A 23,469-nucleotide genomic window follows, 5' to 3' on the forward strand; every position below is an offset into this window, starting at 1 on the left:
TCATGACCCTGCGAACCTTCAAGATCTATCGCTACGATCCGGACAAGGACGCCAAGCCCTACATGCAGACCCTGCAAGTAGAGCTGGACGGCTCCGAGCGCATGCTGCTGGATGCCCTCGTCAAGCTCAAGGCCGTCGATCCGTCGCTGTCCTTCCGCCGCTCTTGCCGTGAAGGCGTTTGCGGTTCGGATGCGATGAACATCAACGGTAAAAACGGCCTGGCCTGTCTGACGAACATGCGCACGCTGCCCGAGGTGGTGGTGCTCAAGCCGCTGCCGGGTCTGCCGGTGGTGCGTGATCTGATCGTCGACATGACGCAGTTCTTCAAGCAGTACCACTCGATCAAGCCCTACCTCGTCAACGACACGCCGCCGCCCGAAAAGGAGCGTCTGCAATCGCCCGAAGAGCGAGACGAGCTCAATGGCTTGTATGAATGCATTCTGTGCGCGAGCTGCTCCACGAGCTGTCCCAGCTTCTGGTGGAACCCGGACAAGTTCGTCGGTCCCGCGGGTTTGTTGCAGGCTTACCGATTCATTGCCGACAGCCGCGACCAGGCCACGAACGAGCGGCTCGACAATCTGGAAGATCCGTACCGCCTGTTCCGCTGCCACACCATCATGAATTGCGTGGATGTGTGCCCCAAGGGCCTGAACCCCACGAAGGCCATCGGGAAGATCAAGGAGCTGATGGTGCGCCGCGCCGTCTGAGGCGCTTGTGCCTGTCGTGATAAGGTTCCTGCAAGACGCATGATGGACACTGCACTCGACGAACACTCGCGAAGCAAGCTGCGCTGGCGCTGCCGCCGTGGCTTGCTCGAGAACGACTTGTTCATCGAGCGCTTCTTCGAACGCCACGGGTCGACGATCACGGTTCGCCAGGCCGAAGGGCTGCAGGCTCTGATGGATTTGGCTGACAACGACCTGCTGGACCTGCTGCTGGCCCGCAAGGAGCCGCAGGGTGAGCTCGACCGCGCCGAAGTGCGCGAGGTGCTGGCCTTGCTGCGACAGCGCGGATGACGTTTTTTGGATAGCCTCAAGGAAGAGCCATGACACCGTCTGATGTGAAAGCCACCCTGTCGTTTTCGGACGGCAGCCCGTCAATTGAGCTTCCCATCTACAAGGGAACGATCGGCCCGGATGTGATCGACATTCGCAAGCTGTATGCACAGACGGGCAAGTTCACCTACGATCCGGGCTTCCTGTCCACCGCTTCGTGCAATTCGTCGATCACCTACATCGACGGTGACAAGGGTGAGCTGCTCTATCGTGGCTATCCGATCGAGCAACTGGCCGAGCACTGCGATTTTCTGGAGACCTGCTATCTGCTGTTGTATGGGGAGCTGCCCAACGCTGCCCAGAAGAAGGAGTTCGATGCGCGTGTGACCCATCACACGATGGTCAACGAGCAAATGCAGTTCTTCTTGCGCGGCTTCCGGCGGGATGCCCACCCAATGGCCGTGCTGACCGGGCTGGTCGGTGGCATGTCGGCCTTCTATCACGACAGCACCGACATCAACAATCCGCAGCACCGCGAGATCTCGGCGATCCGGCTGATCGCCAAGATGCCGACCCTGGTGGCCATGGCCTACAAGTACTCGGTCGGCCAGCCCTACATCTACCCGAAGAACTCGTTGTCGTACACCGCGAACTTCCTGCGCATGATGTTCGCCACACCGTGCGAGGAGTACGAGCCCAACGACGTGTTGGTGCGGGCGCTGGACCGCATCTTCATCCTGCACGCTGACCACGAGCAAAACGCGTCCACCTCCACGGTGCGTCTGTGCGGCTCCTCCGGCACCAATCCATTTGCGGCCATCGCCGCCGGTGTGGCCTGTTTGTGGGGCCCCGCGCATGGTGGGGCCAACGAGGCCTGCCTGAACATGCTGGAGGAAATCCAGCGCATGGGGGGCGTGGCCAAGATCGGCGAGTTCATTGCCAAGGTCAAGGACAAGAACTCCGGCGTGCGCCTGATGGGCTTCGGGCATCGGGTCTACAAGAACTACGATCCGCGCGCCAAGTTGATGCGCGAAACCTGCCACGAGGTGCTGGGCGAGCTCGGCCTGGGCAACGACCCGTTGTTCAAGCTTGCGATGGAACTCGAGAAGATCGCGTTGGAAGACGAGTACTTCGTGGCTCGCAAGCTGTACCCGAATGTCGATTTTTACTCGGGGATCGTTCAGCGCGCCATCGGCATTCCGGTGAGCCTGTTCACGGCCATCTTCGCCTTGGCGCGCACGGTGGGCTGGATTGCCCAGCTCAACGAGATGATCGGCGACCCGGAGTACAAGATCGGCCGTCCGCGTCAGCTGTTCGTCGGCTCGCCCAAGCGCGACGTCAAACCCCTAGCCCAGCGGGGCTGAGCGCGGGGCTGGGCCGCCCCGGGCCATTCGAGGCCAACCCCTTTTCCGACCCCGGCCCCGAGCCGGGGTTTTTGTTTATTCAAAGCTTAAAATCACAGGTCCCCCACCCACGAGGCTGCACCGAGAGCTTGCTATGGGCCGCACGCTGTACGACAAGATTTGGGACGAGCATGTCGTCCACACCGAGGAAGATGGCACGGCCATCCTCTACATCGACCGACATCTGCTGCACGAGGTGACCAGCCCACAAGCCTTCGAGGGGCTGGAGGTGGCTGGTCGCAAAGTCTGGCGTCTGTCGGCCAATCTGGCCGTCAGTGATCACAACGTGCCCACGACCGATCGCAGTCAAGGCATTGCCGACCCCGTGTCGCGCCTGCAGGTCGAAACACTGGACCGCAACTGCGACCGTTTCGGCATCACCCAGTTCAAGATGAACGACAAGCGCCAGGGCATCGTTCACGTGATCGGCCCCGAGCAGGGTGCCACGCTGCCGGGCATGACGGTGGTCTGCGGTGATTCCCACACTTCCACCCATGGCGCTTTCGGTGCCTTGGCCCACGGCATTGGCACCAGTGAGGTCGAGCATGTGCTGGCCACCCAGACACTGCTGGCCAAGAAGGCCAAGAACATGCTCGTCAAGGTGGAGGGGGTATTGCCCAAGGGCTGCAGCGCCAAGGACATCGTGCTGGCCATCATTGGCCGTATCGGCACGGCAGGCGGCACCGGCTACACCATCGAATTTGCCGGCAGCGCCATTCGTGCGCTCAGCATGGAAGGCCGCATGACGGTGTGCAACATGGCCATCGAAGCCGGCGCGCGCGCCGGCTTGGTGGCCGTGGACGACACCACGATCCAGTACATCAAAGGCCGCCCCTTCGCGCCCAGCGGCGTGGCCTGGGACCAGGCTGTGGCCTATTGGCGCACGCTGTACTCCGACCCCGATGCGCACTGGGATGCCGTGGTCGAGCTCGATGCCAGCCAGATCCGCCCGCAAGTCACCTGGGGTACTTCGCCCGAGATGGTGGTGTCCATCGACGAGCGGGTGCCAGACCCCGAGCGCGAGAAAGACCCCGTCAAGCGTAGTGCCATGGAGCGGGCCTTGCAATACATGGCCCTGGAGCCGAACAAGCCCATCCAAGACATTCGCATCGACAAAGTGTTCATTGGCTCGTGCACCAACTCGCGCATCGAAGACCTGCGTGAGGCGGCCGCTGTCGTGCGTCGCTTGGGGAGCAAGGTCGCCGCGAACGTGAAGCTGGCCATGGTGGTTCCTGGCTCCGGCCTGGTCAAAGAGCAGGCCGAGCGAGAAGGCTTGGACCAAGTCTTCAAAGCGGCTGGTTTCGAATGGCGCGAGCCCGGCTGTTCGATGTGTCTGGCGATGAATGCGGATCGTTTGGAGCCGGGTGAACGCTGTGCGTCCACCTCCAACCGCAATTTCGAAGGGCGGCAGGGTGCGGGTGGGCGCACCCATCTGGTCAGTCCGGCGATGGCCGCGGCAGCAGCCATCGAGGGGCATTTCGTCGACGTGCGTCGCATTGCGTGAGGAGGACCGCATCCATGAAACGTCTGTGGATCGTGCTGATGTTGACGGCCTTCGGGGTGGCTGTGGCCGGTTGCAACACCATCGAAGGGCTGGGCAAGGATGTCCAGAAAGTCGGCGAAAAGATGGAAGAAGCGGCCAGCCGCAAGAAGTAACCCCATGAAGCCCTTTACCGTTCACAAAGGCCTGGTGGCGCCCATCGATCGCGAGAACGTCGATACCGATGCCATCATTCCCAAGCAGTTTCTGAAGTCGATCAAGCGCACCGGCTTTGGTCCGAATTTGTTCGACGAGTGGCGTTATCTCGATCGTGGCGAGCCGGGGCAGGATCCCGCCACCCGCAAGCCCAACCCTGAGTTCGTGCTGAACCAAGCGCGTTACCAAGGGGCCTCGGTGTTGCTGGCGCGCAAGAATTTCGGCTGTGGCTCCAGTCGCGAGCATGCCCCATGGGCGATCGAGCAATACGGTTTCCGTGCCTTGATCGCGCCGAGCTTTGCCGACATCTTCTTCAACAATTGCTTCAAGAACGGGTTGCTGCCCATCGTGCTGCCCGAGCACGAAGTCGCCCGGCTGTTCGACGAGGTGTATGCCTTCGTGGGCTATGAGCTCACCGTCGATCTGCCAAGACAGGTGGTGGTCAAACCCGACGGCACGGAATTGGCCTTCGAGGTGCAACCCTTCCGCAAGTATTGCCTGCTCAATGGCTTGGACGACATCGGCCTGACCTTGCGTCATGCCGACAAGATCAAGGCTTTTGAAGCCGAGCGTTTGGCACGCATGCCTTGGCTGGACCAGCGATTGGTCGGCTGAGACGGACCAGGAATTTCAATCACACGCAAGGAAGACCATGAAGATCGCAGTCCTGCCGGGTGACGGCATCGGCACCGAGATCGTGGCCGAGGCCGTCAAGGTGCTCGGCGCGCTCGATCTGCGCTTCGAGATGGAGCAGGCGCTGGTGGGCGGTGCGGCCTACGAGGCGCACGGCCACCCGCTGCCCGAATCGACGTTAAAGCTGGCGCAGCAAGCCGACGCGGTGCTTTTCGGTGCCGTGGGCGATTGGAAATACGACAAACTCGAGCGCGCATTGCGGCCCGAGCAGGCCATCCTGGGGCTGCGCAAACATCTGGGGCTGTTCGCCAATTTCCGCCCGGCGATCTGTTACGAGCAGCTCACGCATGCTTCCAGCCTCAAGCCCGAGTTGGTGGCGGGGCTGGACATCCTCATCATCCGCGAACTCACCGGCGACATCTATTTCGGTCAGCCGCGGGGGCGCAGGGCGTCGCCCGATGGGGCATTCCAAGGGGCGCCCGAAGCTTTCGACACGATGCGCTACAGCCGCCCGGAGATCGAGCGCATCGCTCACGTGGCTTTTCAGGCGGCTCGCAAGCGCGGCAAGAAAGTCACCAGCGTCGACAAGGCCAATGTGCTGGAGACCTTCCAGTTCTGGAAGGACGTGGTCACGGAGGTGCATGCGCAGTACCCCGACGTGGAACTCGAGCACATGTATGTCGACAACGCCGCGATGCAGCTGGTCAAGGCGCCGAAGAAGTTCGATGTCATCGTCACCGGCAACATGTTCGGCGACATCCTGTCCGACGAGGCGGCGATGCTGACGGGCTCGATTGGCATGCTGCCGTCGGCCTCCCTGAACGAACGCAAGCAGGGGCTGTACGAGCCCAGCCATGGCTCGGCGCCGGACATTGCGGGCAAGGGGGTGGCCAACCCCTTGGCCACGATTCTCAGTGCGGCGATGATGCTGCGCTTCAGCTTGGATCAGCCCGAAGCGGCCGATCGCATCGAACGTGCCGTGCAGGACGTGCTGGCCCAGGGCCTGCGCACGGCGGATATCTTCAGTGAAGGCACCACTCGCGTGGGCACGAAGGAGATGGGCGACGCCGTGGTCGCCCGTCTGAAAGCGCAGGGCTGAGCCCACGAGGCCGGCTATCGACGCTGGCATTGTGGGAGTCCGTGGCATGGACTCCCATCCCTCAAAGCAACTTCTGGCGATAGACAACGATGGCAACGACTCTGGTAGGTTTGGTGGGTTGGCGTGGCATGGTCGGCTCGGTGCTGATGGATCGCATGCGTGCCGAAGGTGATTTCGAGTTGATCGAGCCGCTGTTCTTCAGCACCAGCAACGCAGGGGGCGCCGCCCCTGAGATGGCAAAGAACGAGACCACGCTGAAGGACGCTTTCGACATCGAAGCGCTCAAGCGCTGCGACATCATCTTGACCGCGCAGGGGGGCGACTACACCACCGAGGTCTTCCCCAAGCTGCGTGCAGCGGGTTGGAAGGGGCATTGGATCGACGCGGCCTCTACGCTGCGCATGAAGGACGATGCGGTCATCGTCCTGGACCCGGTCAACATGCCTGTGATCAAGAATGCGCTGGCCAAGGGCGGGCGCAACTGGATTGGTGGCAACTGCACCGTCAGTTGCATGCTCATGGGCGTGGGGGCTTTGTACAAGGCCGGCTTGGTCGAGTGGATGAGCACCATGACCTACCAAGCGGCCTCCGGCGGCGGCGCGCAGCACATGCGGGAGCTGCTCACGCAGTTCGGCACGCTCAATGCCGAGGTGCGCGAGCTGCTGGACGACCCCAAGAGCGCGATTCTGGAGATCGACCGGCGCATCATCGCCAAGCAGCGCAGTTTGTCGGCCGAGGAAGTGGCCCATTTCGGTGTGCCTCTGGGGGGATCGCTGATTCCCTGGATCGACAAGGACCTCGGCAACGGGGTGAGCCGCGAAGAATGGAAGGGCGGGGCCGAGACCAACAAGATCCTGGGCATCGGCGAGGGCTTCGGCACGCCGGCCATTCCGGTGGATGGCTTTTGTGTGCGCATCGGCGCGATGCGTTGCCACAGCCAGGCACTGACTTTCAAACTGAAGAAGGATGTGCCGCTGGCCGACATCGAGGCCATGATCGCGGCCGACAATGCTTGGGTCAAGGTGGTTCCCAACACCCGGGAGGACACGTTGCGCGAGCTCACGCCGGTGGCCGTCACCGGTACGCTGACGATCCCGGTGGGGCGCCTGCGCAAGCTGGCCATGGGGCCGGAATACCTTGGCGCCTTCACGATCGGTGATCAGCTCCTGTGGGGGGCGGCTGAACCCTTGCGCCGCATGCTGCGCATCATCATCGACCAGTGAGAGCAGCCCCGGACTGTGGCGTGCGCCCCACAGTCCGTGCAATGTTGACGCCTGTGGTGGTGAAGGCAAACGTCAGCCATTGCATGAGCTTGTCATCGTATCTGCTTGATGCTATTGTGATTTCCGACTTTCCTGCGGAAAATCCATCACTATCGATGACTCTGCAGGCCCGCTTGCGCGCTGGCGGCCTGTTTCATTGGGAGACGCCTTGAAATCATCTTCACGTTCCCTAGGGCGTTTCGCTCTGTCTGGGGTGGCGGCTGCTGCCATGTTTTTGGCAGCCGGCCAGGCCGCGGCGCTGGGGCTGGGTCGGGTGACGGTTCAGTCGGCGCTTGGCGAGGCCCTGCGGGCGGAGATCGACGTCACCAGCCTGACGCCGGAGGAGGCGGCCAATTTGCAGGCTCGCATCGCGGCTCCCGATGCTTACCGGGCCGCCGGCGTGGAGTACAACGCTGTCCTGAGCGGCGCGCGTGTCACCCTCGAGCGTCGGCCGGATGGTCGCCCATACCTGAAGGTCGTCAGCGATCGTGCGGTGCAAGAGCCGTTCGTCGATGTGATCCTGGAGCTGTCGTGGACCTCGGGTCGCTTGGTGCGCGAGTACACCTTGCTGCTCGATCCGCCATCGTCCACGCGCCGTGCGGCGGCACCGGCGACGGCACCGATCATCAGCGCTCCCCCGGCGCCAGCGGCGTCGATCGCCGCGCCCCCGGCGCCGGCGGCTGGGCCTGCGCGGCCGGCCGCAGCAGCGGCTGCGCCCGCGCCATCGGCTGCGCCGGCCGCGGCCAATGCTGCAGACGAGTACCGAGTGCGCCGTGGCGACACTTTGTACGGCATCGCCGCACGTGTCCAGCGTCCCGGCGTCTCGCTCGACCAGATGCTCGTGGCGCTGTTTCAGGCCAACCCACAGGCGTTCTCTGGCGGCAACATGAACCGCTTGCGCGCCGGGGCCGTGTTGTCGATTCCTGCCAGCGAGCAAGCGGCCAGCGTCTCGCCCCGGGAGGCACGCCAGCTGATCCAGGCCCAAAGCGCCGACTTCAATGCTTATCGCCAGCGTCTGGCTGCCGCGACCCGGCAGACGGCCACCGAAGAACCCACGCGACAAGCGTCTGGACGGGTCGAGGCCGAGGTGCAGGATCGCCGACAGGCCGCCGATGCCCCACCGGATCGGCTGACGCTGAGCAAGGGGGCCGTGGCGGCCGCCCCCGGTGCGCCTTCCACCGAGGATCGTATCGCGCAGCAGCGGCAACAGCAGGAAGCCGCTCAGCGTGTGGCCGAACTGTCGCGCAATGTCGAAGAACTCAAGCGCATCGCGCCGGCTGGCACCCCGGCCGCCGCACCCGCGCCTGCGCCGGCGGCTTCGCCCGCGCTCGGTGTGAGCGTGCCAGTGGCGGCCGCGCCAGCGCCGCTGGCCTCGGCGCCCGAGGCGGCGCCATCGCAGCCAGCTGCCGCCGTGGAGGCTGCGGCCAGCGCGGCCTCCGATGCGGTCGGTGTGGCCGCTGCGGAGGCTTCGGCACCGGCAGTGGCCCAGGCCGCAGCCTCTGCGCCTGCGCCGGCGGCCGCACCTGCGCCGGCGCCCGTGCCCGCGGAGCCCAGTCTGATCGATGACTTGTTGGCCAATCCGCTCACCCTGCCGTTGGCGGGCGGCTTGGTGGCCCTGCTCGTGGGCTTGGGGGTTTACCGTTTGCGCTCGCAGAACAAGAAGGACAGCGGTGAGACGTCCTTCCTCGAGAGCCGCTTGCAGCCCGATTCCTTCTTCGGCGCCAGTGGTGGCCAGCGCGTGGATACCAAGGATGCGACCGGTGCTCCCTCGTCGTTGAGTTATTCGCTCAGCCAGCTCGATGCCATCGGTGATGTCGATCCGGTGGCCGAGGCCGATGTGTACTTGGCGTATGGTCGTGACTTGCAGGCCGAGGAAATCCTCAAGGAGGCCATGCGTGCCAATCCCGAGCGGCTGGCCATCCGTACCAAGTTGCTGGAGGTTTACGCCAAGCGTCGTGATGCCAAGGGGTTCGAGCTGTTGGCCACGCAGTTGTACGGCCTGACGGGTGGTCAGGGCGAGGATTGGGCTCGCGCCCAGGAGTTGGGGCGCCAGATCGACCCGGACAATGCGTTGTACCAACCGGGTGGCGCGCCCGCGGATGCCGCCAAACTGCCCGAAGGGGGCTACGAGCCGCTTGGGGCGAGCACCATGCCCCAATCGGTGATGCCTACGCCGTCGACGTATGCCGACGAACCCCAGGCTGCGCTCAAGGTCGACCTCGATTTGGATCTGCCTTTGGACGAGCCGCCAGCGCCGGCCGGCGGCTTCAATTCGGAATCGACGCAGCCGCTGACGGCCGCGCCGGTGGACCCGGAGCCCGCCCCGACGGCGCCCCAGGAGCTGCAAGCCTCGTTGCCGCCCGCGGCGGCGCCCGAGGCGGGCATGGCATTCGAACTGCCGGAGCCGCCCGAAGTGGCTTCGGCAGGGGCTGAGGCCGGTGTCGGTGCGCCAAGCTCGCAACCCATGGAGTTCGAACTCGAAGGCTTGTCGCTGGAACTTGAGCCCCGCCCATCGGCCGAGGCACAGCCCTCGCGGGCCGAGGATCCCTTGGCCGAGCTGGATCTCGGTGAAGGCGAGGTGCCTGGCGATCCGATGGAGCGCAAATTGGAGTTGGCTGAAGAGTTTCGCCAGATCGGTGACCGTGAAGGCGCGCGTGAGCTGCTCCAAGAGGTCGTGTCCAAGTCCAGCGGGGCTCTGAAGGCCAAGGCGCAGAGCATGCTTGCCGAGCTGACCTGAACGGGCCGTGCCCGTCGTGGGCCAGGAGGGCGCTGGTCGCCACCTGGCCCTTTGTTTTTTCGAGTCGCGCCAGAACCGATCAGAAAAGAGGTGTCGTGAGGATTGCATTGGGCGTCAGCTACCGGGGAACGGCTTATCTGGGTTGGCAAAGCCAGCCCAATGGTCGTACGGTGCAAGATCAGCTCGAACGGGCCTTGTCGCGTTTTGCCGATCACCCGGTGCGGGTGGTGTGTGCAGGGCGTACCGACGCCGGGGTGCACGGCCTCAATCAGGTGGTGCATTTCGACACCGAGCGCCAGCGTGAGCCGTTTTCCTGGGTGCGAGGCACCAATACTTTCTTGCCCGAGGACATTGCGGTGCAATGGTGCCGGCCGGTGCCGCCGGACTTCCACGCCCGCAACAGTGCCCGCTCACGCCGCTACGTCTACGTGTTGCGCGAGTCGCCCGTGCGGCCGGCCTTGGAGCTTGGTTTGGTGGGCTGGGTGTTTCGGCCGCTGGACGAGTCCGCAATGCGCCGGGCGGCCGATCACCTCGTGGGACGGCATGACTTCAGCGCGTTTCGTTCTTCCGAGTGTCAGGCGCGCAGTCCGGTCAAACACTTGATCGACATCTCGATCGTGCGCCGTGGCGCCTATTGGCGGTTCGAGTTCGAGGCCGATGCCTTCTTGCATCACATGGTGCGCAACCTCATGGGCTGTTTGATTGCGGTGGGCTGCGGCGGACGCGATCCGGAATGGGTGGCTCGGGTGTTGGCCGGCCGCGATCGGACATTGGCGGCGCCTACCTTTGCGCCAGACGGTCTGTACTTTCTTGGGCCTCGGTACGATGCGCATTTGGGGCTGCCGCTCCATACCGCAGCCCATGACTGGCTGCCCGCGGCGGTGGCCTCGGAGGGTTCTCGATGACTTTGCCTGCACAACGCACGCGCATCAAGATTTGTGGCCTCACCCGCGAGGTCGATGTGGAGGCGGCGGTGGCTGCCGGGGCGGATGCCATTGGCTTGGTGTTCTACGAACGCAGCCCCCGTTACGTCAGCTTGGAGCGAGCCATGGCCTTGGTGCGCGAGCTGCCGCCGTTTGTCACGCCAGTGGGTTTGTTCGTGAACGCCACGCCGGAGGAGGTGCGCCGGGTTTGCGAGGCCATCCCGCACCTGGTGTTGCAGTTCCATGGCGATGAAACGCCCCAGCAATGCGAAGCCGCCGGCCGTGCCTATCTGCGTGCGGCGCGCATGGCTCCCGGCTTCGATTTGCTACACTTTGCCCAGCGTTTTGCCACTGCCCAAGCCGTGCTGCTGGATGCGCATGTCGAGGGATATGGTGGCGGTGGAAAGGTCTTCGATTGGTCACTCATTCCCCCCGGCGTGCCCTGTCCGGTCGTTTTGTCTGGTGGGTTGAATCCTGCAAACGTGACCGATGGGGTGCTTCAGGTCCGGCCCTGGGCCGTTGACGTAAGCTCCGGCGTCGAATCCGCCAAAGGCATCAAGGATGCCAGCGCGATACGCCGGTTCTGCGAAGCGGTTCGCGAAGCCGATGCGCGCATCGCAGCCGCCGTTGCCTGACCCCCCCAACACCTGAAGTCATGTTGAACTATCAGCAACCCGATGCCCGAGGGCATTTCGGCCCCTACGGTGGTTCCTTCGTCGCCGAAACGCTGACCCATGCGCTGGAGGAGCTCAAGGCGGCGTATGAGCGCTATCGCCGCGATCCCGACTTCCAAGCCGAGTTTCGCCGCGAGCTGGCCCATTTCGTCGGCCGTCCCAGCCCGATCTACCATGCCGCGCGGCTCAGTCGTGAGTTGGGAGGGGCGCAGATCTACCTCAAGCGCGAAGATCTCAATCACACCGGCGCCCACAAGGTGAACAACACCATCGGTCAAGCCTTGCTGGCGCGCCGCATGGGCAAGCCGCGCGTGATTGCCGAGACCGGTGCCGGGCAGCACGGTGTGGCCACGGCCACCATTTGTGCCCGCTATGGCATGGAATGTGTGGTGTACATGGGCAGCGAGGATGTCAAGCGCCAGTCGCCCAATGTCTATCGCATGCACTTGTTGGGTGCCAAAGTGGTGCCGGTCGAAAGCGGCTCTCGCACGCTGAAGGATGCGCTCAACGAAGCCTTGCGCGACTGGGTCACCCACGTGGAGAACACCTTTTACATCATCGGCACGGTGGCTGGGCCCGCGCCGTATCCGGCCATGGTGCGTGACTTCCAGAGCGTCATCGGCGAGGAATGCCTGGTGCAGATGCCCGAGATGACCGGTCGGCAGCCGGATGCCGTGATCGCCTGCGTGGGTGGTGGCAGCAATGCGATGGGCATCTTCTACCCTTACATCACGCATGAATCGGTGCGCCTCATCGGTGTCGAGGCGGCCGGGCAGGGGCTGGACACTGGCAAGCACGCCGCGTCACTGAACGCGGGCTCGCCAGGGGTGTTGCATGGCAACCGCACCTATCTGCTGCAGGACGACAACGGCCAGATTTTGGAGACGCATTCGATCTCGGCCGGTCTGGACTATCCGGGCGTGGGGCCCGAGCATGCCTATCTGAAGGACATCGGTCGTGCCGAGTATGTGGGCGTGACCGACCAAGAGGCGCTGGAGGCGTTCCACCGCCTGTGTCGCACCGAAGGGATCATTCCGGCGCTGGAATCCAGCCATGCGGTGGCTTATGCCATGCAAATGGCGCCGACGATGCGCCCGGACCAGATTTTGCTCGTGAATCTGTCGGGCCGTGGGGACAAGGACATCGGGACCGTGGCCGATCTCAGCGGGGCCGAGTTCTTTTGTCGGCCATCGTGCCGGGGCCTCGGCGTCAAGGGCGGTGACGCTTCCGTGATGAAGGGGCCGAAATGAGCCGTATCGCTGCCACCTTTGCCCGCTTGCGCCAGCAGGGTCGCAAGGCCCTCATTCCCTACATCACGGCTGGCGACCCGTTTGCCGATGTCACACCCGAGCTGATGTTGGGCTTGGCCGATGCCGGGGCCGATGTGATCGAGCTGGGGGTGCCTTTTTCCGATCCCATGGCCGATGGCCCGGTGATCCAAAAGGCGGCCGAAAGGGCGTTGGCCCGGGGCATCGGTTTGCCCCAGGTGTTCGATCAGGTCAGGGCGTTTCGCGTGGGCAACACGACCACTCCGGTGGTTCTGATGGGCTACGCCAACCCGATCGAGCGCTACGACCAGCGTCGTGGCCAGGGCGCCTTCGCGCAGGCGGCCCGTGAGGCGGGCGTCGATGGCGTGCTGGTGGTCGATTACCCGCCAGAGGAGTGCGAGTCGTTTGCCGCCACGCTGCAATCCCAGGGCCTGGACCCGATCTTCCTGCTGGCGCCGACATCGACCGACGAGCGCATGCAGCAGGTTGGACGGATCGCCAGCGGCTACGTGTACTATGTGTCGTTGAAAGGCGTCACTGGCGCCGCACACTTGGACACGGCGTCGGTGGCGCAGATGCTGCCTCGCATTCGCAAGCATGTGGCGGTGCCCGTGGGCGTGGGTTTCGGTATTCGCGATGCCGAGTCTGCCCGGGCCGTGGCCGCCGTATCGGATGCGGTGGTCATCGGCTCGCGTCTCGTGCAATTGCTGGAAGATCAGCCCCGTGACCGCGTGGTGCAGGCCGGGCGCGAATTCATCGCGCAGATCCGTGCGGCCCTGGACAGCCTGGAAGGAGTTCATCGATGAGTTGGCTTGAAAAACTGCTGCCGCCGAAGATCCAGCAGACCGATCCGGCCGAGCGCCGTTCGGTGCCGGAAGGGTTGTGGATCAAGTGTCCATCGTGCGAATCGGTGCTGTACAAAACCGACCTCGAACACAACCACTATGTCTGCCCCAAGTGCGCTCACCACCATCGCATCAACGCGCGCGCGCGGCTGGACAAGTTCCTCGACGCCGAGGGGCGGTACGAGATCGGCCAGGAGGTCATCCCGGTCGATGCTTTGAAGTTCCGGGACAGCAAGAAATACCCGGATCGCCTGAAGGATGCCCTGGAGGCCACGGGCGAGACCGACGCGCTCGTGGTCATGGGCGGCGCCGTCTTGAGCATGCCATTGGTGGCAGCCTGCTTCGAGTTCGACTTCATGGGCGGCTCCATGGGCTCGGTGGTGGGCGAGCGTTTCGTGCGCGGCGTCGAGACCGCGCTGGAGCAGAAAACCCCCTTCATCTGCTTCACCGCCACAGGAGGGGCGCGCATGCAGGAAGGTCTGCTCAGCCTGATGCAAATGGCCAAGACCAATGCGGCGCTCACCCGCCTGGCCAAGGCGAAGCTGCCCTACATCAGTGTGCTGACCGACCCCACCATGGGCGGTGTGTCGGCCAGCTTCGCCTTCATGGGCGATGTGGTGATTGCCGAGCCCAAGGCGCTGATCGGCTTTGCCGGCCCGCGGGTGATCGAAAACACCGTGCGAGAAAAACTGCCGGAAGGCTTTCAGCGCTCTGAGTTTTTGATGCAAAAGGGGGCGCTGGACATGATCGTCGATCGGCGCGAGCTGCGGCCCACGGTGGCCCGATTGCTGGCAAAGCTGCTGCGGCAGCCGGCCGACGCGGTGGCCTGAGCCTCGTGTTCCCCCATCGGTGTGCGGGGCCGGCTTCGCGCCGGCCCTTTGCCTTGATTCGCAGAGACATTGCAGCCTGTGCGGACAACCGCCAGGCCTTTACCATCGCTCCATGACTCGTCCCCAGACCCTCGCCGACTGGCTGCTGCATTGTGAGCGCCTGCATCCCAGGACGATCGATCTGACGCTCGAGCGCGTGCAGACCGTGGCAGCCCGGTTGAACCTGCGCTTCGAGTGTCCGGTGGTCACGGTGGCCGGCACCAACGGCAAGGGCTCCACCTGCGCCATGCTGGAGGCCATCGCTTTGCAGGCTGGGTATCGCACAGGGGTCTATACCTCGCCTCATCTCGTGCATTTCGAAGAGCGTTGCCGATTGCGCGGGGAGGTGGTGAAGGCCGAGGCCCTGCTGCCACATTTCGAAGCCGTGGAGATCGCACGTGCAGGTCAGGGTCTGACCTATTTCGAGTTCACGACCTTGGCGATCTTGCGGCTGTTGTCCCAGTCCGAACTGGATCTGGTGGTGCTGGAGGTGGGCCTGGGAGGGCGGCTGGATGCCGTCAATGTCATCGATGCCGACTGTGCGGTCATCACCAGCATCGATCTGGATCACATGGAATACCTGGGGCCCGACCGCGAGAGCATCGGGCGAGAAAAGGCGGGCATCATGCGTGCCGGGCGTGCCGTGGTGGTGAGCGATCCCATGCCGCCGCGCAGCGTGATCGAACATGCTCAGGCCTTGGGGGCCGACTTGCACCTGTTTGGGCGCGATTTCCGCTACAGCGGCGATCGTCAGCAATGGAATTGGGCGGGACGGCATCGCCGCTACAACGCGCTGGCCTATCCGGCCTTGCGCGGTGCCAATCAATTGCTCAATGCCTCGGGCGTGTTGGCCGCTTTCGAAGCGCTGCATGAGTCTCTGCCCATCAACGCCCAGGCTGTGCGCAACGGTCTGGCCATGGTGGAGCTGCCCGGGCGTTTCCAGATCGTTCCGGGGCAACCCACGCTCGTGCTGGATGTTGCACACAACCCCCATGCAGTGGCCACACTGGCCGAGAACCTCGACCAGATGGGCTTTTTCCCGCGCACGCATGCGGTGTTCGGTGCCATGGCCGACAAGGACGTGAGCGGCATCCTGCGACGCATGCATCCCATGGTCGACGCCTGGTATTTCACCGACCTGCCCACGGCCCGGGCCCTTCCGGGCGCCGACCTGTTGCGCCGCTGGCAAGCTCTGCCAACGCGCTCGCCGGCGCCGGCGGTCGCCTCGGTGCATCCATCTGCGACGGAGGCCTTGCAGGCGGCCCTGTCTGCGGCCGACCCGGCTGATAGAATCGTAGTCTTCGGGTCCTTCTTCACCGTTGGGGGCGTGCTGCAAGGCGGCCTGCCCCGTTTGTCGGCCCGGCACTTGGGCTGAAGCGGCCTGGCTGGCCGGCGGGTGGGCTGCAGGGCCGGCGTTCCCACATTCCGAGACGCATGGGTCTGCTTTCCTTTTTCAAGCGTGTCGCAGCCTCTGGCGAGGCGCCTGCGGCCTCGCCCCGCCCGGAAGACTCGGTGGAGCAGGCGCGCACCCGGGCCCGACATCGGCTCATTGGGGCCGTGGTGCTCGTGGGGGCGGCCGTGATCGGCTTCCCCTTGCTATTCGAGACCGAGCCTCGCCCGATTCCCACGGACTTGCCGATCGAGATTCCGGCCAAGGATGCGCCGGTGGTTCGTGCCCGAGGGGATGTTCCAGATTCTGCGGCTTCCGCGGCACGCGCTGCGCAGCCCAGCGCGATCGAAGAGCGCGCGGCCAATGCCGCTGGCGAGCAGGAGGCGGCTTCCAGCCCGGTGGCAGTGGCCCCCCCTGCGTCCAACGTGTCTGATGCGCCGCCCAGGCCGGCGGCGGCCGCTCCAAGTCCGGCGCCGGCGTCGGCCCCGGCGCCCGCATCGCCTGCCGAACAGGCCGAGGCCGCCCGGGCCCGGGCCTTGCTCGAAGGCCGTCCGGCCGCGGCAGCCGAGGAGACCGCGGCTCGCTTTGTGGTGCAGGTGGGTGCCTTTGGCGAGACCGCCAGTGCGCGCGAGGTGCGAGCCAAGGTCGAGAAGCTCGGGTTCAAAACCTACACCCAGGTCATCGAGACGGCAGCAGGGCAGCGCATCCGTGTGCGGGTGGGGCCTTTCGCGTCTCGGGAGCAAGCCCAGCAGGCGGCCAGCCGACTCAAAGCGGCTGGCCTGCCCGCGGCAGTGCTCACGCTATGAGAACCATGGCTGCCATGGGCTGGGTCGACATTGCTTTTCTTGCGCTGCTGCTGGTGTCGGTGGTGCTGGGGCTGGTGCGAGGGCTGGTCTTCGAGGTGCTTGCGCTGGCCGGATGGGTGGTGGCCTTTTTCGCTGCGCAGTGGATCACGCCGCAGTGGAGTGCAGCAGTGCCCATCGGTGCGCCCGGGTCGATGATCAACCACGTCAGCACCTTTGCGATCGTGTTTGTGGCCACGCTGTTCGTCTGGGGGCTGCTGGCGTGGCTGATCAAGAAGCTCGTTCACGCCAGCGCGCTCAGTGTGCTCGACCGGCTCATGGGGGCGGCTTTCGGTTTGGTGCGGGGTGTGCTGATCGCTTTGGTGGTGACTTTGCTCGTGACCTGGACGCCGCTGGCGCGCAGTGAACCGTGGCGAGCCTCTCATGGAGCGGCGCTGCTGCAAGAAATGCTCCAGGGGCTCAAGCCCCTCATGCCTCGCGAGCTGGCCGAGCGGCTCGTGACCCGTTGAACTGTCTGGAAGGTAAACCATGTGCGGCATCGTGGGCGTCATTTCGAAGGCGCCGGTCAACCAGCTCATTTATGACGCGCTGCTGCTGCTGCAGCATCGTGGCCAAGACGCCGCGGGCATCGTCACCGCGATGGACACCAAGTTTTTCATGCACAAGGCCCGCGGCATGGTGCGCGACGTCTTCCGCACCCGCAACATGCGGGCACTGCCCGGCACCGTGGGTTTGGGTCAAGTGCGTTACCCCACGGCGGGCAATGCCTACAGCGAGGAGGAGGCACAACCCTTCTACGTGAACGCGCCGTTTGGCTTGGTGCTCGCGCACAACGGGAACCTCACCAATGCCCATGCGTTGCGCAAAGAGCTTTTTGCCATCGATCGACGTCATCTGAACACCGAGAGCGACTCTGAAGTCTTGCTCAACGTGCTGGCCCATGAGCTGGAGCTGGCCGCGCGTGAATTGCCGCTGACGCCGGAGGAAATCTTCAAGGCCGTGCGAGGTGTGCACAAGCGCATCAAGGGCTCTTATGCGGTGGTCTGCCTGATTGCCGGCCATGGCTTGCTGGCCTTCCGCGACCCATATGGCATTCGCCCGCTGTGTTACGGGCAGGCCGACCTGCCAGAAGGCACCGAGTGGATGGTGGCCAGCGAGTCGGTGGCGCTCGAAGGCACCGGTCATCGATTCGTCCGCGACGTGGCGCCGGGCGAGGCGATCTTCATCGACCTCGAGGGGCAGGTGCATGCACAGCAATGCGCCGAGCGTCCCAGTTTGAATCCATGTGTTTTCGAGTTCGTGTACTTGGCGCGTCCGGATTCCGTGATCGACGGCATTTCGGTGTATCAGGCGCGGCTCAACATGGGCGAGACGCTGGCCCAACGTGTCATCTCGACCATGCCACCCAGCGAGATCGACGTGGTCATTCCGATTCCGGAGTCCAGTCGTCCCTCGGCCATGCAACTCGCGCAGAAAATCGGAAAGCCCTATCGGGAAGGTTTCGTGAAGAACCGTTACGTGGGGCGCACCTTCATCATGCCGGGGCAGGCGGTGCGTCGCAAATCGGTGCGCCAAAAGCTCAATGCGATGCCGCAGGAGTTCAAAGGCCGCAACGTGCTGCTGGTGGACGATTCCATCGTGCGAGGCAACACCTCCCGTGAAATCGTGCAGATGGCCCGTGAAGCCGGTGCGCGCCGGGTCTACATGGCTTCGGCGGCGCCGCCGGTGCGCTATCCGAATGTCTATGGGATCGACATGCCCACCAAGAGCGAGCTGATCGCGCACGGCCGCAGCATCGAAGAAATTCGTGAGTTCATTGGCGCCGATGCGTTGATCTACCAAGACGTGGCGGCCATGAAGAAGGCAGTGGGTTCGCTGAACCCCCGGATCGACGGCCTGGAGGCTTCCTGTTTCGACGGCCACTACATCACTGGCGATGTCAGCGCCGAGGACTTCGCGGCCATCGAGACCCAACGGACCTCGCAGGGTGAGGACGAAGAGCCTGGGCGCACCCGCTTGGCGCTGCAAAGTTCGGACGAGGCTTGAAGGGGCGACGATGAGCGACAAGCCTGGCATCCCTCGTGTGGATCTGCCCCTCGATGCCCGCCTAGACACTTTGGCCGTGCGCGAGGGGCTGCCCGCCACGCCCTGGGGCGAAAACTCCGAGGCGCTGTTCCTCACCAGCAGCTTCGTGCACCCGGATGCGGCCACCGCGGCTGCACGGTTTGCCAATGAGGAAGAAGCTTTTGTCTATACCCGCTTCACCAATCCCACCACGATGATGATGGAGCGGCGCCTGGCCGCTTTGGAAGGGGCCGAGGCCTGCATCGCCACCTCCAGTGGCATGGCTGCCATCTTGCTGCTCGTGATGGGCCTGCTCAAGGCGGGGGACCACATCATTTGCTCGCAAAGCGTCTTTGGCTCGACCATCAAGCTGCTGGGCGGGGACATGGCCAAGTTCGGCGTCGAGACCACGTTCGTGTCACAGACCGACGTGGATCAATGGCGTGCGGCGCTCAGACCCCAGACCAAGCTGCTCTTTGCCGAGACGCCCACCAACCCGCTCACCGAAGCCTGCGACATTGCTGCGCTGGCAGATATCGCTCATGCCGCCGGCGCCTGGCTGGCCGTGGACAATTGCTTTTGCTCGCCGGCGCTGCAGCAGCCCCTGCGGTGGGGCGCCGACTTCGTGATCCACTCGGGCACCAAGTACCTCGATGGCCAAGGCCGCGTCATTGCGGGGGCCATCTGCGGGCCGCAGGCCGAGATCGAGGGCAAGCTCGTGCCTTTGATGCGTAGCGCTGGCATGTGCCTGTCGCCTTTCAATGCCTGGGTGGTGCTCAAGGGCATGGAGACACTGTCCATCCGTATGAAGGCGCAAAGCGAGCGTGCTTTGGCGCTGGCCCAATGGCTCGAAGCGCACCCGCAGGTCGAGCGCGTTTACTACCCGGGCCTGGCCTCGCACCCGCAGCACGAGCTGGCCATGCGCCAGCAAAACGGCCTGGGCGGGGCGGTGCTGTCCTTCATCGTCAAAGGCCAGGCCCAAGGGGGGGCCGAGCTGGCGCGCAAGCGTGCCTTCCACGTGATCGACAGTACCCGTATCTGCTCGATCACCGCCAATCTGGGCGATACCAAGACCACCATCACCCATCCGTCCAGCACCTCACACGGACGCCTGAGCGAAGAGCAGCGCTTGGCTGCTGGCATCACCCAAGGCTTGATCCGCGTGGCCGTGGGACTGGACGACGTCGAAGACCTCAAGGCCGATCTGCAGCGCGGCCTCGACACTCTGACCGCATGACCCAAGTTCGCACCCGCTTTGCCCCGTCTCCGACGGGCTTCATCCACCTGGGCAACATCCGCTCGGCGCTGTATCCCTGGGCCTTCGCGCGGGCCAACCAGGGCGTGTTCATCCTGCGCATCGAGGACACCGACCTGGAGCGTTCGTCTCAGGCCGCCGTCGATGTCATCCTCGAAAGCATGAAGTGGCTGGGGCTGGACCCCGATGAAGGCCCCTATTTCCAAATGCAGCGCATGGACCGCTACAAGGCCGTGATCGCGCAGATGTTGGAGCAAGGCCTGGCCTACCGCTGCTACATGACCCCGGCCGAGCTGGATGCGCTGCGCGAGCGCCAGATGGCAGCCAAGCAAAAGCCGCGCTACGACGGCACGTGGCGCCCCGAGCCTGGCAAGACCTTGCCGCCGGTGCCCGAAGGGGTGCAGCCGGTGATTCGTTTCAAAAACCCGATCGGCGGGGCAGTGGTATGGGATGACAAGGTCAAGGGCCGCATCTCGATCAGCAACGACGAGCTGGACGATCTGGTGATCGCTCGACCGGACGGCACGCCCACCTACAACTTCTGCGTGGTGGTGGATGACATCGACATGGGCATCACCCATGTGATCCGGGGCGATGACCATGTGAACAACACGCCGCGTCAGATCAACATCTTCCGAGCGCTTGGCAAAGAGCCTCCGGTGTACGCGCACCTGCCTACCGTGCTCAATGAGCGGGGCGAGAAGATGAGCAAGCGCAACGGGGCCAAGCCCGTGACGCAGTATCGTGACGAAGGCTACCTGCCCGATGCGATGATCAATTACCTCGCGCGCCTGGGGTGGAGCCATGGCGATGACGAGATCTTCACGCGCGAGCAGTTCTTGCAGTGGTTCGACCTGGATCACTTGGGCAAGAGCGCGGGCCAGTTCGACGAAGCCAAGCTGCGCTGGGTGAATGCCCAGCACCTGAAGATGACCGAGGATGCCAAGCTCGTGCCGCTGGTGCGGCAGCAGCTGGCCCGGCTGGGACTGTCGGCCAACGATGATGCGAAGCTGGCCCGCATGTGCGGCTTGTTCAAAGACCGCTGCAGCACCACGGTGGAGCTGGCCCAGTGGTTGGCGATGTACTTTGCGCCGGTGCAGCCCAGCGCGGAAGACATGGCGGCCCATGTGACCGAGGCCGTCAAACCCGCGTTGCAATCGCTGCGCGAAAAGCTCGCCACGGTGACCTGGGAGAAGGCTGCCCTGCAGCAGGCGATCAAAGACACCATCGCTGCCCATGGCTTGAAGATGCCCCAGTTGGCCATTCCCGTGCGTGTGCTGGTGTGCGGCCGTGCGCAGACGCCGTCGATCGATGCGGTGCTCGAACTTTTCGATCGATCCACCGTGCTCGACCGCTTGCAAGTCTGAGAATTTTCGGTTTATACTTTCGTTCTCGCTTGAACGGCGCGACAAAAAAGAAATCAGCAATGATTTCTGAAGCCTCGATGGGGGTATAGCTCAGCTGGGAGAGCGCTTGCATGGCATGCAAGAGGTCAGCGGTTCGATCCCGCTTACCTCCACCAAGTCAGGCGGCGTGCGGTTCAAGTGGACGAAGATTTCAGTCCCCTTCGTCTAGAGGCCTAGGACACGACCCTTTCACGGTTGTAACAGGGGTTCGAATCCCCTAGGGGACGCCAAGTTTGGCGGTGCTTGTCGCAGCGATGCGAAAAACCCGCTACCGACGCGGAGTGGTAGTTCAGTCGGTTAGAATACCGGCCTGTCACGCCGGGGGTCGCGGGTTCGAGTCCCGTCCACTCCGCCAATGTTTGACGCCACGGGGCAAGCACGATCAGTGCTTGCCCCGTTTTCATTTGAGAGGCCAAAGGGTCTTTCCGTAGGCAGGTTTGCAGCGATGGGCATGTCGGTGAGGGCATCGAGCCGTGGTGATGCAGCGATCGGGGCCGAATCCAGGGCCGGCGTGCGCCAGCCATGGCGCATGGCGCGTGCCTTGGGCGTCGTCTGCCTAGGCTTCGGCCTTGGCGTGTGACATCATGGGCTGCCCTCTTGGCCACGCCAGCAATGCTGTGTGCCAGCCGCCGTCGGGCTCGTTCGATTCCCGCTCAACCCTTGATCTTCCGACATGAACGCCTTGCTGATCGCTTTCGTGGTGTTGTACTTGCTGGCCACCTTGGCCCTGGGGGTGTGGGCGGGCACGCGCATCCATGACACCCGCGACTTCGCCGTGGCTGGCCGAAGCCTGCCCTTGATCATGGTGGTGACCACGACATTTGCCACTTGGTTCGGCGCCGAGACGGTGATGGGCATCCCGGCCAAGTTCATCCAGGGCGGGCTGCATGCCATCGTTGAAGATCCTTTTGGGGCAGGGCTGTGTCTGGTGTTGGTCGGCGCGTTTTTTGCCGGCAAGCTGTATCGCTTGAACCTGCTGACCATTGGCGACTTTTACCGTCGCCGGTATGGCAAGGGCGTAGAGGTGTTCTGCTCTGCGGCCATCATTCTGAGTTATCTCGGATGGGTGGCTGCGCAGATCACGGCCTTGGGCCTGGTGTTTTCGGTGTTGACGCAAGGCGCGATGAGCGAGACGGCAGGCATGATCGTCGGGACGCTGGCGGTGTTGATCTATGTGGTGATCGGCGGATTCTTGGCGGTGGCCTGGACCGACTTCATCCAGATGATCGTGTTGGTGCTGGGTCTGTCGGCCATTGCGCTGTTTTCGGCCGATTTGGCCGGTGGCGCTGCCGCGGTGATGGAGGTGGCCCGTTCGCGCGAGTTGTTGCACATCTGGCCGCAGCCGAACTTTACCGACGTGGCGATGTTCGTCGGTGCGGCGCTGACGATGATGCTGGGCTCGATTCCGCAGCAAGACGTGTTTCAGCGCGTGATGTCGGCCAAGGACGAGCGCACCGCGCGGCGTGGCGCGGTCATTGGCGGGGTGAGTTACATCCTGTTTGCGGCCGTGCCGATGTTCATCGTCTGCGCGGCAGTGGCCGTGATGGGACAGCAGGCGCTGGATCTGGCCCAGGAGGACTATCAAAAGCTGCTGCCGACGTTTGTGCTGACGCACATGCCGCTGGTGATGCAGATCTTGTTCTTCGGCGCGTTGCTGTCAGCCATCAAAAGCACGTCTTCGGCGACGCTGTTGGCGCCGACGACCAGCTTCGTCGAGAACATCTTGAAAAACTTGCGCCCCGAAATGAGTGACCGCGAGCAGCTCTTGGCCATGCGGTGGACCTTGGTGATCTTTGCCGCCTTGGTTCTGACTTATGCGATCGCCATGGAGGGCACCTCGATTTACGAACTGGTGTCCTCGGCCTATCAGATCACCTTGGTTGGGGCCTTCGTGCCCTTGGTGTGTGGTCTGTATTGGCGGCGGGCCAGCACGCAGGGTGCCATCGTCAGCCTGGCAGCCGGCATCGGCACTTGGGTGCTGTTCCTGCCGCAGGTCAGCCGTCTGGGGACGGTGTTCCCCGGGCAGTTGGCCGGTCTGCTGGCGGGTTTGGCGGGCATGGTGGTCGGCTCTTTGGCGCCGCAGTGGCTGCGCAACCGGCACGATCCCGTCGGTGAGGTGGCCGCCGCACCGTCGTCAACGCACTGAA

At 64.0% G+C, this 23,469-nt stretch carries 21 protein-coding genes and 3 tRNA genes; all 24 read left to right on the forward strand.

Translation table 11 applies throughout. The annotated features are described in order from the left end of the window. Nucleotides 1-2 precede the first annotated feature (2 nt). Nucleotides 3-707, forward strand: coding sequence for a succinate dehydrogenase iron-sulfur subunit (locus F615_RS0100685; RefSeq protein ID WP_019559246.1), 705 nt, complete (start codon nt 3-5; stop codon nt 705-707). 42 nt (nt 708-749) lie between these two features. Continuing rightward, on the forward strand, nt 750-1,016 hold the full coding sequence (locus F615_RS0100690) for an FAD assembly factor SdhE (RefSeq protein WP_083932358.1): 267 nt from the start codon (nt 750-752) through the stop codon (nt 1,014-1,016). Nucleotides 1,017-1,045: 29 nt separating this feature from the next. After that, on the forward strand, nt 1,046-2,359 hold the full coding sequence (locus F615_RS0100695) for a citrate synthase (protein WP_026329894.1): 1,314 nt from the start codon (nt 1,046-1,048) through the stop codon (nt 2,357-2,359). A gap of 133 nt (nt 2,360-2,492) precedes the next feature. Continuing rightward, nucleotides 2,493-3,902: a 3-isopropylmalate dehydratase large subunit gene (gene leuC, locus F615_RS0100700; protein ID WP_019559249.1), complete on the forward strand. Its 1,410-nt coding sequence runs from the start codon at nt 2,493-2,495 to the stop codon at nt 3,900-3,902. A 14-nt stretch (nt 3,903-3,916) separates the two neighbouring features. After that, the gene (locus tag F615_RS0100705) at nt 3,917-4,054 is read left to right on the forward strand and encodes an entericidin A/B family lipoprotein (RefSeq protein WP_019559250.1); all 138 of its coding nucleotides are present in this window, start codon (nt 3,917-3,919) and stop codon (nt 4,052-4,054) included. Between the two features lie 4 nt (nt 4,055-4,058). After that, nucleotides 4,059-4,709, forward strand: coding sequence for a 3-isopropylmalate dehydratase small subunit (gene leuD, locus F615_RS0100710; protein WP_019559251.1), 651 nt, complete (start codon nt 4,059-4,061; stop codon nt 4,707-4,709). 37 nt (nt 4,710-4,746) lie between these two features. Continuing rightward, complete coding sequence (gene leuB, locus F615_RS0100715; RefSeq protein WP_019559252.1) at nt 4,747-5,826, forward strand: 3-isopropylmalate dehydrogenase; 1,080 nt, start codon at nt 4,747-4,749, stop codon at nt 5,824-5,826. 89 nt (nt 5,827-5,915) lie between these two features. Beyond that, a complete protein-coding gene (asd, locus tag F615_RS0100720) occupies nt 5,916-7,049 on the forward strand; it encodes an aspartate-semialdehyde dehydrogenase (RefSeq protein ID WP_033370781.1) in 1,134 nt (377 codons plus the stop codon). Between the two features lie 268 nt (nt 7,050-7,317). After that, the gene (locus tag F615_RS0100725; RefSeq protein ID WP_019559254.1) at nt 7,318-9,825 is read left to right on the forward strand and encodes a motility hub landmark protein FimV; all 2,508 of its coding nucleotides are present in this window, start codon (nt 7,318-7,320) and stop codon (nt 9,823-9,825) included. A gap of 95 nt (nt 9,826-9,920) precedes the next feature. Then, nucleotides 9,921-10,730 carry a tRNA pseudouridine(38-40) synthase TruA gene (gene truA, locus F615_RS0100730; protein WP_026329897.1) on the forward strand — a complete coding sequence of 270 codons (810 nt, stop codon included), beginning with the start codon at nt 9,921-9,923 and terminating at the stop codon, nt 10,728-10,730. Continuing rightward, a complete protein-coding gene (locus F615_RS0100735; protein WP_019559256.1) occupies nt 10,727-11,383 on the forward strand; it encodes a phosphoribosylanthranilate isomerase in 657 nt (218 codons plus the stop codon). The genes truA and F615_RS0100735 overlap by 4 nt, the downstream gene beginning before the upstream one ends. 20 nt (nt 11,384-11,403) lie before the next feature. Then, a complete protein-coding gene (gene trpB, locus F615_RS0100740; RefSeq protein ID WP_019559257.1) occupies nt 11,404-12,672 on the forward strand; it encodes a tryptophan synthase subunit beta in 1,269 nt (422 codons plus the stop codon). Then, a complete protein-coding gene (trpA, locus tag F615_RS0100745; RefSeq protein ID WP_019559258.1) occupies nt 12,669-13,496 on the forward strand; it encodes a tryptophan synthase subunit alpha in 828 nt (275 codons plus the stop codon). Before trpB ends, trpA begins: the two co-directional genes overlap by 4 nt. Further along, complete coding sequence (gene accD, locus F615_RS0100750; RefSeq protein ID WP_019559259.1) at nt 13,493-14,365, forward strand: acetyl-CoA carboxylase, carboxyltransferase subunit beta; 873 nt, start codon at nt 13,493-13,495, stop codon at nt 14,363-14,365. Before trpA ends, accD begins: the two co-directional genes overlap by 4 nt. Before the next feature lie 112 nt (nt 14,366-14,477). Next, the gene (gene folC / locus F615_RS0100755; RefSeq protein WP_019559260.1) at nt 14,478-15,779 is read left to right on the forward strand and encodes a bifunctional tetrahydrofolate synthase/dihydrofolate synthase; all 1,302 of its coding nucleotides are present in this window, start codon (nt 14,478-14,480) and stop codon (nt 15,777-15,779) included. 59 nt (nt 15,780-15,838) lie between these two features. Next, on the forward strand, nt 15,839-16,600 hold the full coding sequence (locus F615_RS0100760) for an SPOR domain-containing protein (protein WP_019559261.1): 762 nt from the start codon (nt 15,839-15,841) through the stop codon (nt 16,598-16,600). Nucleotides 16,601-16,605: 5 nt separating this feature from the next. After that, the gene (locus tag F615_RS0100765) at nt 16,606-17,106 is read left to right on the forward strand and encodes a CvpA family protein (protein ID WP_019559262.1); all 501 of its coding nucleotides are present in this window, start codon (nt 16,606-16,608) and stop codon (nt 17,104-17,106) included. 19 nt (nt 17,107-17,125) lie between these two features. Further along, the gene (gene purF / locus F615_RS0100770; RefSeq protein WP_019559263.1) at nt 17,126-18,643 is read left to right on the forward strand and encodes an amidophosphoribosyltransferase; all 1,518 of its coding nucleotides are present in this window, start codon (nt 17,126-17,128) and stop codon (nt 18,641-18,643) included. Nucleotides 18,644-18,653: 10 nt separating this feature from the next. Further along, nucleotides 18,654-19,898: an O-succinylhomoserine sulfhydrylase gene (locus tag F615_RS0100775; RefSeq protein WP_019559264.1), complete on the forward strand. Its 1,245-nt coding sequence runs from the start codon at nt 18,654-18,656 to the stop codon at nt 19,896-19,898. Next, nucleotides 19,895-21,283 (forward strand): glutamate--tRNA ligase, encoded by a 1,389-nt coding sequence (gene gltX / locus F615_RS0100780; RefSeq protein ID WP_019559265.1) that lies wholly within the window; start codon nt 19,895-19,897, stop codon nt 21,281-21,283. The genes F615_RS0100775 and gltX overlap by 4 nt, the downstream gene beginning before the upstream one ends. A 79-nt stretch (nt 21,284-21,362) precedes the next feature. After that, nucleotides 21,363-21,438, forward strand: a tRNA-Ala gene (locus F615_RS0100785). A gap of 38 nt (nt 21,439-21,476) precedes the next feature. After that, nucleotides 21,477-21,552, forward strand: a tRNA-Glu gene (locus F615_RS0100790). Between the two features lie 48 nt (nt 21,553-21,600). Then, a tRNA-Asp gene (locus F615_RS0100795) sits at nt 21,601-21,677 on the forward strand. Nucleotides 21,678-21,995: 318 nt separating this feature from the next. Then, the gene (locus tag F615_RS0100800) at nt 21,996-23,468 is read left to right on the forward strand and encodes a high affinity choline transporter 1 (RefSeq protein WP_019559266.1); all 1,473 of its coding nucleotides are present in this window, start codon (nt 21,996-21,998) and stop codon (nt 23,466-23,468) included. Nucleotide 23,469 lies beyond the last annotated feature (1 nt).

The organism is Caldimonas manganoxidans ATCC BAA-369, from assembly GCF_000381125.1.
GTDB classification, from domain to species: Bacteria; Pseudomonadota; Gammaproteobacteria; order Burkholderiales; family Burkholderiaceae_C; genus Caldimonas; species Caldimonas manganoxidans.

Coding starts and splice junctions, on each gene's coding strand:
- F615_RS0100685 (WP_019559246.1), top strand. CDS start 3: ATGACCCTGCGAACCTTCAAGATCTATCGCTACGATCCGGACAAGGAC.
- F615_RS0100690 (WP_083932358.1), top strand. CDS start 750: ATGGACACTGCACTCGACGAACACTCGCGAAGCAAGCTGCGCTGGCGC.
- F615_RS0100695 (WP_026329894.1), top strand. CDS start 1,046: ATGACACCGTCTGATGTGAAAGCCACCCTGTCGTTTTCGGACGGCAGC.
- leuC (WP_019559249.1), top strand. CDS start 2,493: ATGGGCCGCACGCTGTACGACAAGATTTGGGACGAGCATGTCGTCCAC.
- F615_RS0100705 (WP_019559250.1), top strand. CDS start 3,917: ATGAAACGTCTGTGGATCGTGCTGATGTTGACGGCCTTCGGGGTGGCT.
- leuD (WP_019559251.1), top strand. CDS start 4,059: ATGAAGCCCTTTACCGTTCACAAAGGCCTGGTGGCGCCCATCGATCGC.
- leuB (WP_019559252.1), top strand. CDS start 4,747: ATGAAGATCGCAGTCCTGCCGGGTGACGGCATCGGCACCGAGATCGTG.
- asd (WP_033370781.1), top strand. CDS start 5,916: ATGGCAACGACTCTGGTAGGTTTGGTGGGTTGGCGTGGCATGGTCGGC.
- F615_RS0100725 (WP_019559254.1), top strand. CDS start 7,318: ATGTTTTTGGCAGCCGGCCAGGCCGCGGCGCTGGGGCTGGGTCGGGTG.
- F615_RS0100735 (WP_019559256.1), top strand. CDS start 10,727: ATGACTTTGCCTGCACAACGCACGCGCATCAAGATTTGTGGCCTCACC.
- trpB (WP_019559257.1), top strand. CDS start 11,404: ATGTTGAACTATCAGCAACCCGATGCCCGAGGGCATTTCGGCCCCTAC.
- trpA (WP_019559258.1), top strand. CDS start 12,669: ATGAGCCGTATCGCTGCCACCTTTGCCCGCTTGCGCCAGCAGGGTCGC.
- accD (WP_019559259.1), top strand. CDS start 13,493: ATGAGTTGGCTTGAAAAACTGCTGCCGCCGAAGATCCAGCAGACCGAT.
- folC (WP_019559260.1), top strand. CDS start 14,478: ATGACTCGTCCCCAGACCCTCGCCGACTGGCTGCTGCATTGTGAGCGC.
- F615_RS0100760 (WP_019559261.1), top strand. CDS start 15,839: ATGGGTCTGCTTTCCTTTTTCAAGCGTGTCGCAGCCTCTGGCGAGGCG.
- F615_RS0100765 (WP_019559262.1), top strand. CDS start 16,606: ATGGCTGCCATGGGCTGGGTCGACATTGCTTTTCTTGCGCTGCTGCTG.
- purF (WP_019559263.1), top strand. CDS start 17,126: ATGTGCGGCATCGTGGGCGTCATTTCGAAGGCGCCGGTCAACCAGCTC.
- F615_RS0100775 (WP_019559264.1), top strand. CDS start 18,654: ATGAGCGACAAGCCTGGCATCCCTCGTGTGGATCTGCCCCTCGATGCC.
- gltX (WP_019559265.1), top strand. CDS start 19,895: ATGACCCAAGTTCGCACCCGCTTTGCCCCGTCTCCGACGGGCTTCATC.
- F615_RS0100800 (WP_019559266.1), top strand. CDS start 21,996: ATGAACGCCTTGCTGATCGCTTTCGTGGTGTTGTACTTGCTGGCCACC.